Origin of the sequence: Jhaorihella thermophila, assembly GCF_900108275.1 — a bacterium.
Lineage (GTDB): Bacteria > Pseudomonadota > Alphaproteobacteria > Rhodobacterales > Rhodobacteraceae > Jhaorihella > Jhaorihella thermophila.
In genome coordinates this window covers 23,388-38,656 of sequence record NZ_FNVD01000002.1, presented here as the reverse complement: position 1 = coordinate 38,656, position 15,269 = coordinate 23,388, and the positions used below count along the sequence as shown (strand labels likewise).

General features: G+C 66.2%; 12 protein-coding genes. 6 read left to right on the top strand and 6 right to left on the bottom strand.

All coding sequences use genetic code 11. The annotated features are described in order from the left end of the window. Window positions 1-54: 54 nt before the first annotated feature. The 3 genes from C4S70_RS03430 to C4S70_RS03420 all read right to left on the bottom strand — a co-directional run bounded on the left by C4S70_RS03430 (window position 55) and on the right by C4S70_RS03420 (window position 4,464). The gene (locus C4S70_RS03430) at window positions 55-2,667 is read right to left on the bottom strand and encodes a peptidoglycan -binding protein (RefSeq protein WP_104006724.1); all 2,613 of its coding nucleotides are present in this window, start codon (window positions 2,665-2,667) and stop codon (window positions 55-57) included. 3 nt (window positions 2,668-2,670) lie between these two features. Next, the gene (locus tag C4S70_RS03425) at window positions 2,671-3,864 is read right to left on the bottom strand and encodes a biopolymer transporter ExbB (protein ID WP_104006723.1); all 1,194 of its coding nucleotides are present in this window, start codon (window positions 3,862-3,864) and stop codon (window positions 2,671-2,673) included. 69 nt (window positions 3,865-3,933) lie between these two features. Beyond that, on the bottom strand, window positions 3,934-4,464 hold the full coding sequence (locus tag C4S70_RS03420) for a gamma-glutamylcyclotransferase (protein WP_104006722.1): 531 nt from the start codon (window positions 4,462-4,464) through the stop codon (window positions 3,934-3,936). Between the two features lie 65 nt (window positions 4,465-4,529). Between C4S70_RS03420 and C4S70_RS03415 the strand changes: the two genes are divergently transcribed. Further along, window positions 4,530-5,531 (top strand): DUF2125 domain-containing protein, encoded by a 1,002-nt coding sequence (locus C4S70_RS03415; RefSeq protein ID WP_104006957.1) that lies wholly within the window; start codon window positions 4,530-4,532, stop codon window positions 5,529-5,531. 6 nt (window positions 5,532-5,537) lie between these two features. On the opposite strand, the gene C4S70_RS03410 is transcribed toward C4S70_RS03415, so the two are convergent. The 3 genes from C4S70_RS03410 to gloB form a co-directional block, all read right to left on the bottom strand. Further along, the gene (locus C4S70_RS03410) at window positions 5,538-6,482 is read right to left on the bottom strand and encodes a M23 family metallopeptidase (protein ID WP_235003679.1); all 945 of its coding nucleotides are present in this window, start codon (window positions 6,480-6,482) and stop codon (window positions 5,538-5,540) included. 17 nt (window positions 6,483-6,499) lie between these two features. Beyond that, a complete protein-coding gene (gene clpA / locus C4S70_RS03405) occupies window positions 6,500-8,824 on the bottom strand; it encodes an ATP-dependent Clp protease ATP-binding subunit ClpA (RefSeq protein WP_104006720.1) in 2,325 nt (774 codons plus the stop codon). 173 nt (window positions 8,825-8,997) lie between these two features. Continuing rightward, window positions 8,998-9,765, bottom strand: a complete 768-nt coding sequence (gene gloB, locus C4S70_RS03400; RefSeq protein ID WP_104006719.1) for a hydroxyacylglutathione hydrolase — start codon at window positions 9,763-9,765, stop codon at window positions 8,998-9,000. Between the two features lie 61 nt (window positions 9,766-9,826). Between gloB and C4S70_RS03395 the strand changes: the two genes are divergently transcribed. The 5 genes from C4S70_RS03395 to atpD all read left to right on the top strand — a co-directional run bounded on the left by C4S70_RS03395 (window position 9,827) and on the right by atpD (window position 15,269). Further along, window positions 9,827-10,561: a methyltransferase domain-containing protein gene (locus C4S70_RS03395; protein WP_104006718.1), complete on the top strand. Its 735-nt coding sequence runs from the start codon at window positions 9,827-9,829 to the stop codon at window positions 10,559-10,561. Between the two features lie 285 nt (window positions 10,562-10,846). Beyond that, complete coding sequence (locus tag C4S70_RS03390) at window positions 10,847-11,407, top strand: F0F1 ATP synthase subunit delta (RefSeq protein ID WP_104006956.1); 561 nt, start codon at window positions 10,847-10,849, stop codon at window positions 11,405-11,407. Next, on the top strand, window positions 11,408-12,946 hold the full coding sequence (atpA, locus tag C4S70_RS03385; protein WP_104006717.1) for a F0F1 ATP synthase subunit alpha: 1,539 nt from the start codon (window positions 11,408-11,410) through the stop codon (window positions 12,944-12,946). It abuts the gene before it with no gap. A 12-nt stretch (window positions 12,947-12,958) separates the two neighbouring features. After that, complete coding sequence (locus C4S70_RS03380; protein WP_104006716.1) at window positions 12,959-13,822, top strand: F0F1 ATP synthase subunit gamma; 864 nt, start codon at window positions 12,959-12,961, stop codon at window positions 13,820-13,822. 22 nt (window positions 13,823-13,844) lie between these two features. Beyond that, window positions 13,845-15,269: a F0F1 ATP synthase subunit beta gene (gene atpD, locus C4S70_RS03375; protein WP_104006715.1), complete on the top strand. Its 1,425-nt coding sequence runs from the start codon at window positions 13,845-13,847 to the stop codon at window positions 15,267-15,269.

The following is a 15,269-nucleotide window of genomic DNA, read 5'->3' as shown; positions in this document are numbered from 1 at the left end:
ATCCGAAACAAGCAATCCAAAAGCAGACCGGCGGGCCGTTCCTGAACGGCCCGCTCACCGCTCGGTCAGCTTCAGTTCGATCCGACGATTTCTTGCGCGCGCCTCGGGCGTGTCGCGCGGATCGATCGGCTGATACTCGCCAAACCCGTTCGCGGACAGCCGGTTGGGCGGGATGCCCAGCTCCTCGACCATGTAGCGCACCACCGACAAAGCGCGCCCCTGGCTAAGTTCCCAGTTGTCGGCATATTTGGGGTGCCCCAGCAGTTTCGTGTCGTCCGTATGCCCATCGACCCGCAGGATCCAGTCGATCTCGGGCGGAATCTCGTTGGCCAGCTTTCGCAAAATGTTGGCGACCTTGGCGATCTCGATCTTGCCCTCGTCCGACAGCTCGGCGCTGCCCGGCGGGAACAGCACCTCCGACGAGAACACGAACCGGTCGCCCTCGATCCGCACGCCTTCCTGGTTCCCTAGGAGATCACGCAGCCGTCCGAAGAATTCGGATCGGTATTTCTCCAGATCCTTGGCTCTGGCCTCGAGCGTCCTTGCCTCTTCCGCCAGCGCCTTGGCCTCTTCGGCCAGGCGCCGGGCCTCTTCCTCGGCCCGCTTGCGCTCGGCCTCTTCCAGCAGCCGGCGCTTGCGCTCTTCCGACGCAGCCCGCGCCAAGGCGGCGTTCAGATCCTTGCCCAGCGTTTCGATCTGCACCTGCGCGGCCGCATCGCGGGCCTTGTAATCGTCCAGAAGCGCCCGCAATTCGCCCAACTGCCGGCGCAGCGCCGCCAGTTGCTGGTTCAACAGCGCCATCTGTTTCTGCGCAGCACTTGCTTTTTCCTGCTGCTCCGCCAGCGCCTTGCGCGCCTGCGCCAGCAGGATTTCACGCTGTTCGGCGCGGGACAGCTGCTCTGCCGCTTCCTTCTCCGCTTTCTGCCGCGCTGCGAGCGCGGCCAGCAGTTCGGCCCGCAGCTTGTCCTGATCGGCCGCCGCCGCCTGCGCCTTCTCCAGCGATTCCAGGGCCTTGAGCAGCCGCGCCTCGACCGAGGCGCGATCCTCGGCGGTTGATTGCGCCGCTGCGCGGGCCGCTTCCAGATCCGCCCGCGCCCGGGCCAGTTGTGTCTCCAGCGCGGCGATCCGGGTTGCGGCATCCGATCGCGCCCGGGCCAGTTCTTCCTTCAACGCCGCCTGCGTTGCATTGGCCTCGACCCGCGCGCGGGCCAGTTCGTCCCGCAACGCGGCCTCGGTCTCGCCGGCCTGCGATCGCACCTGCGCCAGTTCGGCACGCAGCGCGGCGGTCTCCTCTTCGGCCTGCCTCTGCGCGGCGGCCAGCCGTTCTTCCAGCGCCTTGCGGGTGGCGGCGGCCTCGGTCCGGACGCGGGCCAGCTCGGCCTCGAACTGGGTCTGGGTTTGCACCTTCTGCGACCGTTGACGGGCCAGCGCGGCTTCGAGCGCGGCGCGTGTCTCGGCGGTGTCGGCCCGCGCCTCGGCCAGTTGCGCGCGCAGCTGTTTCCGCCTCTGCGCGGCTTCGGCCTGCGCCTGATCCAGCCGGGCCTGCAAATCGGCGCGGGTCTGTTCGGCCCGGGCCTGCGCGGCCTCCAGCTCCGCCGTCAGCGCGGCGCGGGTCTCGGCGGCCTCGGTTCGGATGCGCGCCAGTTCGGCCTCCAGCGCATTGACCCGTTCGCGTTCCTCCGATTGCGTCGCCTCCATCTGGGCCAGAACCCGTGTCAGCCGCTCGGCCAGCTCGTCGCGCGACTCCAATTCCTTCTGCGTGGCCGAAATCTGCGCCAGCGCCTCGGCGAGCTTCCGGTCCAGATCGTCCCGCGCGGCCTCGGCCGCGGCCAGCAGGGTCAGCGTATCCTCGGCCTCCTGCCGCTGTTTCTCCAGCGCCAGAGTCATTGCGGTCAGTTCCGCATCCGCTTTCTCCAGCTTTTTTCGCAGCGCCTCGGCGGCCGCCGCTTCGGCCAGGCGGGCGGCCTCTTCTTCGGAGAGTTTCTTCTCCAGTTCGGAGGCCTTTGCCTCGGTTTCCGCGTTTCTTGCCCTCAGATCCGCGACCAGCGCCTCCAGCGCCTCGCGACGGGCGGCAGCGAGTCGCGCGGCCTCGGTTCGGGCATCGATTTCTTTGCGGCTGCGCGCCAGCGCAAGGTTCAGCCGTTCCTGTTCCGAGAGCAGTTCGGCCTGCCGTTGTTCCAGTTCGTCGCGTCGGGCCTGCAGTGCCGCGATGTCGGCATTGGCGCGATCCCGCTCGGCCAGCAGCGCCGCCACCTGCGCCTCGAACGCGGTGATCTTCGTGCGCGCCTCTTCCAGCGCGGCGGTCTGCCGGTCCCGTTCTCCGGTCAGCGTGGCGATCAGGTTGGACTGTTCGGCAATCTGCGCGCGGGCGGCTTCGAGGTCGGCCTGAGTGCCGCTGAGCGTGGCATTCAGTGCCCCCATGCGCGCTTGCAATTGCCGAGTCTTGCGCTCTTCAAGGCCCAGCGCCTGTGACAACGCCGCGATTTCGGACGAAAGCGCGTTCAGCTTGTCCTTTTGCCCGGTGATGGTTTCGCGCAGAACGAACTGCACCACCATGAAGATGGTCAGCACGAACATCAGCACCAGCAACAGCCCGGTCATCGCATCCACGAAACCGGGCCAGATCGAAGCCTGGAACCGTTGCCCGGTGCGACGCGGCAGGGGCATGGCCTAGCCGTCCCCTTGGGCCGCGGGCGGTTCGCCGCCGCGCGCCCGTCCGCGCGGGGCCGTCAGGGCCCGGACAAGCAGCTCGATGTCCTTGCGCAGCTCGGCCAGACTCTCCTGCCGGCCGGCGGAAATTTCTTCGAGGATCCGCAGCAGCTGCACGTCGATCGACCGCAGGCGCATCCGGCTTTCGGCGTCGATGCCTTCGCCGGGTCCTTGCGCGCGCAGAAGTTCGATCAGCGTTTCCTGCCCCAGCGCCACCCGCTCCAGCGCGCCGGCGACTTCGTCCTTTCGGTCGAGCCGTTCGTTCATCTCGCCGATCGTGTCGATCAGGTGTGACAGTTTGGCCTCGACCTCGGCGCGGCCTTCGTCGGTGCGCACGAACATCTCCTGCAGGGCGTTCATCTGTTCGCCCATGTGGTCCAGCACCGACGAGATCACCCCGCCGTCCAGCCCGCCTTCGTCACCCGACGAGAACCCGACCCGCGTGATCGAGGACAGCCATTCCTCGAGCTCGCGGTAGAACCGGTTCTGGCCGTGGCCGGCAAAGAGTTCCAGAAGCCCCACGATCAGCGAGCCGCTGAGCCCCAGAAGCGACGAGGCGAAGGCGACGCCCATCCCGCCGAGTTGCGATTCCAGCCCGGTCATCAGCCGGTTGAAGACGGCGATGCCCTCTTCTCCTTCCTGCGGGGCGAGGCTGCGGATCGTGTCCACCACGGCCGGAACCGTGGTGGCCAGCCCGTAGAACGTGCCCAGAAGGCCAAGAAAGATGAGCAGGTTGGCGATATAGCGCGTGATCTCGCGGGCCTCGTCGATCCGCTCGGCCACGGAATCCAGGATCGATCGGGTGGAGGACGAGCTCAGCTGCATCCGCGCCCCGCGCGTCCGCAGCAGCGAAGCCAGCGTGACCAGCAGGCGCGGCGGTCTTGTGGTTGCGTCCATCTCGCCGGCGGCAAAGCGTTCGATCCAGCGGACCGAGCCAATCAGCTGGAACACCTGCCAGAAACAGGCCAGCACACCGATGGCAAAGACGAACAGGATGAAGCCGTTCAGATAGGGGTTGGCCTCGAACACCGGCAGCACCCGCGGCAGCGAAACGAAGGCGCCGAAACAGGCCAGCCCGAAGGCCACAACCATGAAAAAGATCTGGCGGATCGGCTGGGAAAATTGCGGCCGTGCGTCGCGGTCAGTCTTGGCCATTCTTCGGGCATCCCGGGCGTTTCTGCTCAGCGGCGAACTTACAGTCAAATTGCGCGGGACGCCAAGGCTTTATGACAAAAGCGCCCGCACCCGGTCGGCCAGCCATTCCAGATCGGGGTCGTGCAGGCCGATTTCCGCCAGATGCGCGGCGGTATTGAACAGGTATTCGCTGTTGGGGCCGCGCCCGCCGTGGGCGCGGGCGATGATCCGGGCCTGCTCTTCCAGCGGCAGGCCCCCGCAATATTGTTCGTGGTCGGGGTCGATGACATAGGTCACAGCCCGCACCGTCCTGCCGCCGTTCAGGTGAACGTCCAGTTCCCGCTCCAGATAGGCCGACGAGATCAGCTCGCGCTCGCGAAGTTCGGCCAGGGTGCGCTCTTCGTGCCCCTCGGCCACCGCCATGGCCACCCCCCGGCAGGTGGCGCCGGGCAGTTCGTCCAAAGCCAGCACGAGCCCGGGATTGTCCACCGTGCCGCGGTGGTGAATCGAGGACATGCAGAACGACCGGTGATAGCCGGGCAGGGTGGCCAGCTCGGACCGGGCCACGGGAAAGCCGGGATTCCACAGAAGCGATCCGTAGCCGAATACCCACATCGTCATGCCTGCTGTCCCTCGCGCGTTTGTGCCTGTAAACACCAATGGGAAGCCATGCGAAAGGGGTGACGATGAAGCGCCTGCTGAAAATCGTGATGGTGGCCGGGCTGGCTTGGTCGACCTATTGGTTCGTCGCGGGTTACGGGATCCGGCGCGCGGTTGCCGACTGGTTCGCGGCGCAGGAAGGCCGCGGTTGGCAGGCCGAGTTCGCGGGGATGCGGACGCGGGGCTATCCGCTGCGCCACGTCACCACCCTGACCGCGCCGGCGCTGGCCGACCCGGCCACGGGGGCCGCTTGGCGGGCCGACTGGCTGGTTCTGGACAGCCCTGCGATCTGGCCCGGGCGGCTGACCCTTCTGTTTCCGCCCAACCCGCAGCTGATTTCCTATTTCGATCGAACCGTCGCGGTCACCGCGCAGGACATGCGGGCCGAGCTTCACCTGCATCCCGGCGCCGCGCTTGAAGTCGAGCGACTGGCGCTGACGGCGGGGGCGTGGTCCGTGGCGGGAGAGGGCGGGCCGGTGGCGGCGGGCGGATCGCTGACGCTGGCGATGGACCAGGGTGACGCGCCCGAAACCTATCATTACGACATCCGCGCCGAGGGCTTTTCGCCCGGTGACGGCCTGCGGAAACTGGCCAGCGCGACCGACGCGCTGCCGCCGGCCTTCGAGACGCTTTCGGTGGACATGGAGGTGACCTTTGACCGGGCATGGGACCGCCGCGCGCTGGAAGAGCGCCGGCCGCAGCCGGTTGCGGTCGATCTGCGCCTGCTGGAGATGCAGTGGGGCGAGCTTCGCCTGATGGCGGCGGGACACGTTACCGTGGACGGGCAGGGGATACCGACAGGCGAAATCACGCTGAAAGCAGAAAACTGGCGCGAGATGCTGGCGATGGCGAATGCGGCGGGCAGGCTGCCACCGTCCGTCGTCAGTTCCGCCGACCGGGCGCTGACCATGCTGTCGCGGCTGGGCGGCAATCCGCGCGCACTGGACGTGCAGCTGAATTTCCGCGACGGGTTCGTGGCGCTGGGGCCGATCCCTCTGGGGCCGGCGCCGCCGCTGATCCTGCGCTGAGCGGGCTCAGTCGATCGTCGTTTCCACGGTCCTGCGGCTCAGTTCCCGGCCGTCGCGATCCATAACGACCGTGCCGACATATTTCCCCGGAGGCCAGCGGTCCGCGCGCAGTCTCTTGCCGCCTGCGCGAAAGAACATGGCGCGGTTTCTCTCCAGCGTGACTTCCTGCTGGAAGACGACGCCATCCGGCCCGTCGATCTGCAGTTCGATCCTGTCGCCCTTGTGCCCGTTCGAGGCCAGCAGGAACAGCACCAGCGCCCCGGCGTCCGGCCGGATCGGTTCGTCGGCGGTGCCGGCCTTGACCTCTTCGTAGGACGGAACCCGCGTGGCAAAGCCCGCATCGATCACCCCGCCGGCGCGATAGGCCGGGGGATCGGCCCACAGGCCGGTGCCATCGTCGCCGCAGGATGCAGTGGCGTCCGGGGCAAAGGGATCGACCACCTTGCCGTTGTGCCGCACGCTCAGATGCACATGGGGGAACTGCGCCTTGCCGCTGATGCCGACCTGCCCCAGCACGTCGCCGCGACTCACCCGGTCGCCCTTGCGCACGGTCAGGGAACCTTTGCGCATGTGGCAATACTGCGTCTCCCAGCCGTCGCCGTGCCGGATCAGCACGCCATTGCCGCATTCGCGGTTCTTGACGATGTCGGCGACCGCCTCGGAATATTCGACATCCGGCATCCCGTCGCGGGTCGCCGCGACGATGCCCGGCGCGGCCGCCAGCACCGACACCCCGCGCAGCATGTCCGCCAGCGTCGGCACGGCGATGTCGGTGCCCTTGTGGCCGTCATAGGTGGCCGTTCCGCAGCGATAGTCCTGCGCGTCCGGACCGGGATCGCGGTCCACATAGTGTTGAATGTAGCAGGTTTCGCCCAGCTGGCAGTTGATCGGCAGATCCAGAACGGGACTGCCCGCCGCGACGGGCGCGGCGGGCAGGACAAGCAAGGTCAAAAAGGCCGGGAACCGCATCAATCCGCAGTCAGCAGCGGCGGCTTGTTGCCGGTCAGGCGCGGCTTGCCGGGGCCCTGGATTTCCAGGTTCAGCTCGCCGCCCTTGACGCTGACCTTGACGACACCACCCTTGGCGAGCTTGCCGAACAGCAGCTCTTCGGCCAGCGGTTTCTTGATGTGCTCCTGGATCACCCGGCCCAGGGGACGCGCGCCCATCTTGTCGTCATAGCCGTGCTCGGCGATCCATTCGGCAGCCGGGCGCGTCAATTCTATATGGACATTGCGGTCCATCAGCTGCGCCTCGAGTTGCAGCACGAACTTCTCGACCACCTGCAGGATGACCTCCTTGGGCAGCGGCGCGAAGGAGATCACCGCATCCAGCCGGTTTCGGAATTCCGGCGTGAACAGCCGTTCCACCGCCGCCGTATCCTCGCCCTCGCGCCGGTCGCGGCCAAAGCCCACGGCCGCCTTGGCCTGTTCGGCCGCGCCCGCGTTCGAGGTCATGATCAGGATCACGTTGCGGAAATCCACCGTCCGCCCGTTGTGGTCGGTCAGCTGGCCGTGGTCCATCACCTGCAGAAGGATGTTGTAGACATCCGGGTGCGCCTTTTCGATCTCGTCCAGCAGCAGCACGCAATGCGGGTGCTGGTCCACGCCGTCGGTCAGCAGACCGCCCTGATCAAAGCCCACATAGCCCGGCGGCGCGCCGATCAGTCGGGAAACGGCGTGCTTTTCCATGTATTCCGACATGTCGAAGCGGAGCAGTTCCACTCCCAGAAGGCTCGCCAGTTGCTTGGCCACCTCGGTCTTGCCGACGCCGGTGGGGCCGGTGAACAGATAGTTGCCGATCGGCTTTTCGGGCTCGCGCAGCCCGGCGCGGGCCAGCTTGATCGCGCTGGACAGGGCCTCGATCGCGGCGTCCTGGCCGAACACCACGCGCTTGAGGCTGGTTTCCAGATCCTTCAGCACCGCGGCATCGTCCTTGCTGACGTTCTTGGGTGGGATGCGCGCGATCTTGGAGACCACGTTTTCCACCTCCTTGACGCCGATCGTCTTGCGGCGCTTGGCGGCGATCACCAGATGCTGGGCCGCGCCGGCCTCGTCGATCACGTCGATCGCCTTGTCGGGCAGCTTGCGGTCGTTGATGTAGCGCGCCGACAGCTCTACCGCCGCCTTGAGCGCGTCGCCGGTATATTTCACGCCGTGGTGTTCCTCGAAATAGGGCTTGAGCCCCTTGAGGATCTTGATCGTGTCCTCGACCGAGGGTTCCTCGATGTCGATCTTCTGGAACCGTCGCGACAGCGCCCGGTCCTTTTCGAAATGCTGGCGGAACTCCTTGTAAGTGGTGGAGCCCATGGTGCGCAGCTTGCCGCCCTGAAGCGCCGGTTTCAGCAGGTTGGACGCATCCATCGCCCCGCCCGAGGTGGCGCCCGCACCGATCACGGTGTGGATTTCGTCGATGAACAGCACCGCGTCGGGGTGTTCCTCCAGCTCGCTCACCACGGCCTTGAGCCGTTCCTCGAAATCGCCGCGATAGCGGGTGCCGGCCAGCAGGGCACCCATGTCGAGCGCATAGATGGTGGTATTGGCCAGAACCTCGGGCACGTCGCCGTTGACGATGCGATAGGCCAGCCCTTCGGCGATGGCGGTCTTGCCCACGCCGGGATCGCCCACCAGCAGCGGGTTGTTCTTGCGCCGGCGGCACAGCACCTGGATGCAGCGTTCGATCTCGGCATCGCGGCCGATCAGCGGGTCGATCCCGCCGACGCGGGCCTTTTCGTTCAGATCGACGCAGAACTTGGCCAGCGCGCTGTCCTTGGCCTCGGCCTCGCTGGCGGAAGATTTCTGCTCTTCGGCCTGATCCTCGGCGCCGGTGACGGGGCGCGCCTCGCCAAAGGCGGGGTTCTTGGCCAAGCCGTGGGCGATGAAGTTCACCGCGTCATAGCGGGTCATGTCCTGTTCCTGCAGGAAATAGGCCGCATTGGATTCCCGTTCGGCGAAGATCGCGACCAGCACGTTGGCCCCGGTCACTTCGCTGCGGCCCGAGCTTTGCACATGGATCGCGGCGCGCTGGATCACGCGCTGGAAGGCGGCGGTCGGCACGGCCTCGGAGCCGTCGATATCGGTGACCAGATTCGACAGGTCGTCGTCGATGAACTCGACCAGCGTGCTGCGCAGCTCGTCCAGGTCCACGTTGCACGCGCGCATCACCTTGGCGGCGTCCGGCTCGTCGATCAGTGCCAGAAGCAGATGTTCCAGGGTGGCGAATTCGTGGCGCCGTTCGTTGGCGAGCGCCAGAGCGGCGTGAATGGCCTGTTCAAGTGTGCTCGAGAATGATGGCACGCGCGTGCTCCTTCGATCTTGGGTCGGAAAAGGGGGCGGGACGGTGCCGCGCCCCTCGGCCAACCATGTCCTTGTATTTCTAGAGTTTGGGTGAACGGGCCACGGCTTCAAGAGTTTTCTTCAAAAAAGCGGTCACATTTCCCGTAACCGTTGCGTGTCCGGCGACGGTCGGGTCAGAAATCGTCCTTTCGTGCGCGGATTTCGGCGAAGACCTCGGCCGGCGGGGCGCCTTCCATGCCCAGATTGCGCTGCACCTGCGGCAGGGCCGCGCGCAGAAACGGGTTGGTCGCCTTTTCAAGCGACAGCAGGGACGGCACCGTGGGGCGGCCCTCGGCGCGGGCGGCCTCGGTATCGCGGATCCGGGCCAGGAGATCGGGATTGTCGGGTTCGATCGTCAGGGCGAACTTGCCGTTGGCCAGCGTGTATTCGTGCCCCGAGCAGATCAGCGTGTCATCTGGCAGGGCGGCCAGGCGCGAGAGCGAGTCCCACATCTGCTGCGGCGTGCCCTCGAACACGCGCCCGCAGCCCAGCGCCATCAGACTGTCGCCGGTGAACACGACGCGGCTTTGCGGAAAGTAATACGCGATGTGGCCCAGCGTGTGGCCACCGACGTCGATCACCTCGGCCGATTCGCCGCCCACCGTTACCGTGTCGCCGGGGGAGACCGCGACATCCAGCGGCGGCAGCCGGTCGGCCTCGGCGGCGTTGCCGATCACCCTGGCCGGGTGGCGGGCCAGCACCTCCTTCAGCCCCTGCACATGGTCCCAGTGGTGGTGAGTCAGCAGAACATGGCTCAGCCGCCAGCCGCGCCGGTCCAGTTCGGCCAGGATCGGGGTGGCCTCGGGCACGTCCACCAGCGCGGTGTCGCCGGTATCGGCGTCATGCGCGAGAAACGCGTAATTGTCCGACAGGCAGGGAATTGTGACGATCTCGAGAGGCATGGCGTTTCGCCCTTTCGCTGTTACACTGCCGCCAGCTTGGCCGATCGGACGGACGCCCGCAATGCATCTCGACGTGCAGGATCTGCGCAATTTCTACTATCGCAGCACGCTGGGCCGTGCGGCGCAGGCCAGCATCCGTGGCCGTATGCTGGAGATCTGGCCCGAGGCCAAGGGCCAGACCGTGCTGGGCTATGGGTTCGCGGTGCCGCTGTTGCGTCCCTATCTGGCGGACGCTCGGCGGGTGATCGCACTGATGCCGGGGCCGCAGGGGGTGATGCCCTGGCCGGCGGGGATGCCCAATGTTTCGGTTCTGTGCGAGGAAACGCTCTGGCCGATCGAAACCGGCCGCGTGGACAAGCTGGTGATGCTGCACGGGCTGGAGACGTCCGAGCGCGCCTCGGAGCTGCTGGAGGAGTGCCGGCGGGTGCTGGGGCCGGGGGGCAAGGTGCTGTTCATCGTGCCCAATCGCGCGGGGCTGTGGTCGCGCAGCGACGCCACGCCCTTTGGCTATGGCCGGCCCTATACGCTGGGGCAGCTGGAAACCCAGCTCATCAAGCACCAGTTCCTGCCCGAACGTCACGCGGCGGCGCTGTATCAGCTGCCCTCGTCGCGGCGGTTCTGGCTGAAATCGGGGCCGCTGCTGGAGCGGATCGGCGCTCGGCTGCGAACCGTGCTGGCCAGCGGGGTCTTTCTGCTCGAGGCGTCCAAGCGGGTGATGCCGCCGCAGGGCACCCCGGTCAAATCGGTTCCGCGGCGCGCGGCCAAGGCGCTGGAGGGGGCGGCGCGCCCCGCCTGAACCGCGCCGCCGGGGCGTCGGGAATCGCGGAAAAACCGCTTCCGCGCGGCACTTTTTTCGCGTGACTCCGGGCGCAAAGGGTCGCGGTTTCTCTAATCTCTTGAAAACATTGAATTTGCCGGATTGCGTGGTTGCGCTATCGCATGTTGCGGCATGGGAACCGCTCTGCTACATCCCCCGTGATTTTCGTGCCCTGCCTTCCGGCGGGGCTTCGTCACGCCCCCGGAACGTCGCGTCACGTCGCGTCGCGCGGCCAAACCGGGGCCAGAAATCGGAAGGGTGGACGTGTCCGAACCAGCTTCGATCTCCGCAGGCATCGCCGAGCGCTATGCCACCGCGATCTTCGAGATCGCGCAAGAGAACAACGACCTCGACGGTCTGGAAAAAAGCATCAACGATCTGGGTGCCGCCCTGGCCGAAAGCGCCGATCTGCGCACCCTGATCCAGTCGCCGCTGATTTCGCGCAGCGAACAGGAGGCCGCGATCGTCGCCATCGCCGACAAGATGGGCCTGACCCCGGTGATGAAGAATGCGCTGGCCCTGATGGCCGAAAAGCGCCGGCTGTTCGTGGTGCCGCAGCTGATCGCGGCGCTGCGCGCGAAACTGGCCGAGGCGCGCAACGAGGTGACTGCCGACGTGGTGACCGCCAAGCCGCTGACCAAGGCGCAGACCGAAAAGCTTGCCAAGGTGCTGACCGAGCGCGTGGGCAAGACCGTTAACGTGAATACGACCGTCGATGAAAGCCTCATTGGCGGTCTTGTCGTCAAGGTGGGCTCGAAAATGATCGACACCTCGATCCGCTCGAAGCTCAACTCCCTCCAGAATGCAATGAAAGAGGTCGGATAAATGGGTATCCAAGCCGCAGAGATTTCTGCAATCCTGAAGGACCAGATCAAGAACTTCGGCCAGGAAGCCGAAGTCGCCGAGATCGGTCGCGTGCTGAGCGTCGGGGACGGCATCGCCCGTGTTTACGGCCTCGACAACGTGCAGGCCGGCGAGATGGTCGAATTCCCCGGCGGCATCATGGGCATGGCGCTGAACCTGGAAACCGACAATGTCGGCGTCGTGATCTTCGGTTCGGACCGGGACATCAAGGAAGGCGACACCGTCAAGCGCACCAACTCGATCGTGGACGTGCCCGCCGGCGACGCGCTGCTGGGCCGCGTGGTTGACGCTCTGGGCAACCCGCTGGACGGCAAGGGCCCGATCGCCGCGGCCGAGCGCCGCGTGGCCGACGTCAAGGCCCCCGGCATCATCCCGCGCAAATCGGTGCACGAGCCGATGGCCACCGGCCTGAAATCGGTGGACGCCATGATCCCGATCGGCCGCGGCCAGCGGGAGCTCATCATCGGCGACCGGCAGACCGGCAAGACCGCCGTGGCGCTGGACGCGATGCTGAACCAGAAGGTCTACAACGACGCCGCAGGCGACGACGAGAGCAAGAAGCTCTACTGCGTCTATGTCGCCGTGGGCCAGAAGCGGTCCACCGTCGCGCAGCTGGTGAAGAAGCTGGAAGAAACGGGCGCGATGGAATACTCGATCGTCGTGGCCGCGACCGCGTCCGACCCCGCCCCGATGCAGTTCCTGGCGCCCTATTCGGCAACCGCGATGGCGGAATATTTCCGCGACAATGGCCGTCACGCGCTGATCATCTATGATGACCTGTCCAAGCAGGCCGTGGCCTATCGCCAGATGTCGCTGCTGCTGCGCCGTCCGCCGGGGCGCGAAGCCTATCCGGGCGACGTGTTCTACCTGCACTCGCGCCTGCTGGAGCGGTCGGCCAAGCTGAACGAGGATCACGGCGCCGGCTCGCTGACCGCGCTGCCGATCATCGAAACCCAGGGCGGCGACGTGTCGGCCTTTATCCCGACCAACGTGATCTCGATCACCGACGGCCAGATCTTCCTGGAAACCGAACTGTTCTACCAGGGTATCCGCCCGGCCGTGAACACCGGTCTGTCGGTGTCGCGCGTGGGCTCGTCGGCCCAGACCAGCGCGATGAAGTCGGTCGCCGGCTCGGTGAAGCTGGAACTGGCGCAGTATCGCGAGATGGCCGCCTTTGCCCAGTTCGGTTCGGACCTCGACGCCGCGACCCAGCGCCTGCTGAACCGCGGTGCCCGCCTGACCGAGCTGATGAAGCAGCCGCAGTATTCGCCTCTGACCAACGCCGAAATCGTCTGCGTGATCTACTCGGGCATCAAGGGGTACCTCGACAAGATCGAGGTCAAGGATGTCGGCCGGTTCGAGCGCGGCCTGGTGGCGCATCTGCGCGCCAAGCACCAGGATCTGCTGGACTGGATCACCACCGAAGATCCCAAGATCGCCGGTGAGGCCGAGGAAAAGGTGAAGGCAGTCATCGACGAATACGCCGCCGATTTCGCGTAAGGGGTTCTGACGATGCCAAGTCTGAAGGACCTCAAGAACAGGATCGAGTCGGTCAAATCGACCCGCAAGATCACCAAGGCGATGCAGATGGTGGCCGCGGCGAAGCTTCGCCGCGCCCAGGAAGCCGCCGAGGAATCGCGCCCCTATGCCGAACGGTTCAGTGCCGTTCTGGGGGCGCTGGCCTCGTCGGTCGGCGAGGGCGGGCCGAAGCTGCTGGCCGGCACCGGCAGCGACCAGGTTCAGCTGCTGGTCGTCATGACGGCCGAGCGCGGCCTGTGCGGCGGCTTCAACTCGAACATCGTGCGTCTGGCCAAGGAGCATATCCGCCGGCTGCAGGCCGAGGGCAAGACGGTCAAGATCCTGACCGTCGGCAAGAAGGGCCGCGATCAGCTCAAGCGTGAATATGGCGACCTCTTCGTCGGCCATATCGACCTGAGCGAAGTCAAGCGGATCGGCTACAAGGATGCCCAGGGCATTGCCCGCGACATCCTGGGCCGCTTCGATGCCGGCGAGTTCGATGTTGCGACGATCTTCTACTCGAAGTTCGTCAACGTGGTGACGCAGGAGCCCACCGCGCGCCAGATCATTCCGGCCGTGGTCGAAGAGGGGGCCGGCGGCGGCACCGTCTATGACTTCGAACCGGACGAGGACGCGATCCTGGCCGAGCTGCTGCCTCGTGGCGTGGCGACCCAGATCTTCAGCGCGCTGCTGGAGAACGGCGCCTCTGAACAGGGCGCGCGGATGACCGCGATGGACAACGCCACCCGCAACGCGGGCGAGATGATCGACAAGCTGACCATCGAGTTCAACCGTTCGCGCCAGGCCGTCATCACCAACGAGCTGATCGAAATCATTTCCGGCGCCGAGGCGCTGTAAGAGACAACCGGAGACGAAACACATGGCAAACGCTAAAGGCAAAATCACTCAGGTGATCGGCGCCGTGGTGGACGTTCAGTTCGACGACCACTTGCCCGAGATCCTGAACGCCCTGACCACCGAGAACCACGGCAAGAAGCTGGTTCTGGAAGTCGCTCAGCACTTGGGCGAAAGCACCGTCCGCACCATCGCCATGGACGCGACCGAAGGTCTCGTCCGCGGCCAGGAGGTCGAGGACACCGGCGGGCCGATCTCGGTTCCGGTTGGCGACGCAACGCTGGGCCGCATCCTGAACGTGGTGGGCGAGCCGGTGGACGAAAAGGGCCCCGTCGAGGCCAAGGAAACCCGCGCCATCCACCAGCCGGCGCCGGAATTCGTGGAACAGTCCACGGAATCGGAAATTCTGGTCACCGGCATCAAGGTGGTGGACCTGCTGGCCCCCTACGCCAAGGGCGGCAAGATCGGCCTCTTCGGCGGTGCCGGCGTGGGCAAGACCGTTCTCATCATGGAGCTCATCAACAACATCGCCAAGGTGCACTCGGGCTACTCGGTGTTCGCCGGCGTGGGTGAGCGGACCCGTGAGGGCAACGACCTCTACCACGAGATGATCGAATCGGGCGTCATCAAGCCCGACAACCTGTCGGAATCCCAAGTGGCCCTGGTCTATGGCCAGATGAACGAGCCTCCGGGGGCCCGTGCCCGTGTCGCCCTGACCGGCCTGACGCTCGCCGAACAGTTCCGCGACCAGTCCGGCACCGACGTGCTGTTCTTCGTGGACAACATCTTCCGCTTCACCCAGGCGGGTTCGGAAGTGTCGGCGCTGCTGGGCCGGATCCCTTCGGCAGTGGGCTACCAGCCGACTCTGGCCACCGACATGGGCGCCCTGCAGGAGCGGATCACCTCGACCAAGTCGGGCTCGATCACCTCGGTGCAGGCGATCTACGTGCCCGCGGACGACCTGACCGACCCCGCGCCGGCCACCTCGTTCGCGCACCTCGACGCCACCACCGTGCTGTCGCGCCAGATCGCCGAACTCGGCATCTACCCGGCCGTGGACCCGCTCGACTCGACCTCGCGGATCCTCGACCCGGCGATCGTCGGCGAAGAGCACTATCAGGTTGCCCGTGACGTTCAGGGGATCCTCCAGCGCTACAAGTCGCTGCAGGACATCATCGCCATCCTCGGCATGGACGAACTGAGCGAAGAGGACAAGCTGGTCGTGGCCCGCGCCCGGAAGATCCAGCGTTTCCTGTCGCAGCCCTTCGACGTGGCACAGGTGTTCACCGGCCATCCGGGCGTTCAGGTGCCGCTGGAGAAGACGATCGACAGCTTCAAGCGCGTCGTCGCCGGCGAGTTCGACCATCTGCCCGAAGCCGCCTTCTACATGGTGGGCGACATCGACGACGTGATCGCCAAGGCCGAGCGCATGGCCGCAGAAGCCGCCTGA

Bases quoted from the DNA above. Each gene is read 5' to 3' on its own strand.
- C4S70_RS03430 (WP_104006724.1), bottom strand. From the start codon at position 2,667: ATGCCCCTGCCGCGTCGCACCGGGCAACGGTTCCAGGCTTCGATCTGG.
- C4S70_RS03425 (WP_104006723.1), bottom strand. From the start codon at position 3,864: ATGGCCAAGACTGACCGCGACGCACGGCCGCAATTTTCCCAGCCGATC.
- C4S70_RS03420 (WP_104006722.1), bottom strand. From the start codon at position 4,464: ATGACGATGTGGGTATTCGGCTACGGATCGCTTCTGTGGAATCCCGGC.
- C4S70_RS03415 (WP_104006957.1), top strand. From the start codon at position 4,530: ATGAAGCGCCTGCTGAAAATCGTGATGGTGGCCGGGCTGGCTTGGTCG.
- gloB (WP_104006719.1), bottom strand. From the start codon at position 9,765: ATGCCTCTCGAGATCGTCACAATTCCCTGCCTGTCGGACAATTACGCG.
- C4S70_RS03395 (WP_104006718.1), top strand. From the start codon at position 9,827: ATGCATCTCGACGTGCAGGATCTGCGCAATTTCTACTATCGCAGCACG.
- atpA (WP_104006717.1), top strand. From the start codon at position 11,408: ATGGGTATCCAAGCCGCAGAGATTTCTGCAATCCTGAAGGACCAGATC.
- C4S70_RS03380 (WP_104006716.1), top strand. From the start codon at position 12,959: ATGCCAAGTCTGAAGGACCTCAAGAACAGGATCGAGTCGGTCAAATCG.
- atpD (WP_104006715.1), top strand. From the start codon at position 13,845: ATGGCAAACGCTAAAGGCAAAATCACTCAGGTGATCGGCGCCGTGGTG.